The organism is Streptomyces sp. NPDC050549, assembly GCF_040655035.1.
Taxonomy (GTDB): domain Bacteria; phylum Actinomycetota; class Actinomycetes; order Streptomycetales; family Streptomycetaceae; genus Streptomyces.
Genome location: NZ_JBFAJD010000119.1, coordinates 1 through 1584 on the forward strand (window position 1 = coordinate 1; position 1584 = coordinate 1584).

Below are 1584 nucleotides of genomic sequence, written 5' to 3' on the forward strand. Positions count from 1 at the left end.
GCCGGCGCGGCGGGGACACCTCAGGCCCCGGCGGACTGGGCCGATCCGGCGGCCGGTGCGTCACCGGCCGGTGCCTGTACGGGCAGTGCCTCGGTGGGCAGCGGCGCCGGGCCGAACGTGTACGGCTTGTCGTAGGCCAGCCGGTAGAAATAGGCGTCCAGGTTGAGTCGGGCGGTCTTGTCCCAGCCGGACGAGAAAGCCTCCAGCCCGCTGTCGGCGCCTTCGTCGAACACGCCGATCAACGCGTAGCAGGCGTTGTTGGCGTTGCTGCTGCCCGGGGTGGCGTTCTGCACCCAGCGCTGCAGCATCTCGCCGCCGCCCGCCGAGCGCAGCAGGCCGTAGAAGTCGCTGTTCGGCGAGCAGTTGTAGTTCAGGCCGAAGGCGCACGCCACCAGGATGTGGTTCTCGTCGGCCTGCCCGGACTCGCGGATGTCACGGGCCATGGTCTGGTAGACCTTCTGGAACGACGCCGGCCAGTTCTTGTCGAACGTGTAGTAGCGGTCGAACACCACCTTCGACGGTGTGCTCACGTCGCGCCGGTCCAGGATCGCTATCTGCCAGCCGGACTGGGTGTCCGGCGGCGTGGACGGCTTCACCTGGTAGCCGAGCGTGATCGTCGGGGCCTGAGCAGCCGGGCTGGTCGCCTCGATGGTGATCCGCGGGTGCATGGCCCTGCCGAACAGCACCCACGCCTGCTGCACCACCGACTTCTTGTCGCCGCACACGTTCCAGACGCCGTTGAGCTTGTACTCCGACACCGCCGGGTTGTCGCTGATCGTCTCCAGCCAGCCGTTGAACGCGTCCACCGTCTTGGCGCTGGGGTTGCGGGCGTCGACGGACTGCAGGTGCGCGGCGCCGATGGCGTCGCCGCCCGTGGTCGCGATCGACAGGGTGGAGTTCTCCGCGTAGGTCTTCCACTCCTGGCTGGCCAGGATGCCGGCCGAGATGCTGCCGCTGCTGAACAGCCCGGTGTACTGCACCTCCAGCATCGCGCTGATCTGGACGACCGTGTCGGTGGTGGACTTGCTGACGCCGTTGTAGAACTCCAGTGAGGCGCCGAGCGAGACCTGGCTGGTGTAGTACCCGCCGAACTGGGCGAAGAAGTCGGCGAAGACCGGCAGGTTCTGGGCCGTCACCGTGTCCGGCAGCTTGCTGACCGACTGGCTGAAGTCCGCGGTCAGGAACGTGGTGTCCGGGTTGAGCTGGAGATGGCCGAGCCGGGTGTAGAAGTTCTTGAACGAGTAGTAGTACTCGCTGCTGCGTGCGTAGTCGGTGGCGAACGCCGCCTTCAGTTCCCCGCTGAACTCGCCGTACTTGCCCTCCACTCCGGCAAACACGGCCACCTTGCTCTGGAAGCCCTCACGCGAGGTGAAGGTGCCGCTGTTGTAGGTGGACGAGGTGTCCTGCACACCGCGGACGATGGACGGGATCTGGTAGTCCCTGCCCAGGAACGTGAAGACGCTGGTGGGCGTGTCGTCCAGGTCGAAGATCGGCCGCAGCAGGCTCTCGGCGCCGTAGACGCCGTAGACGTCGAACCCCTGCCCCAGGGCGTTCGCCTGGGACAGGAACGGCAGATCCTGGACG

General features: G+C 67.0%; 1 protein-coding gene. It reads right to left on the reverse strand.

The genetic code is table 11. The annotated features are described in order from the left end of the window. Window positions 1-20 precede the first annotated feature (20 nt). Window positions 21-1584: MAC/perforin domain-containing protein (locus tag AB0I51_RS48390; protein WP_362985923.1), on the reverse strand; the 1564-nt coding region annotated here is incomplete at its 5' end.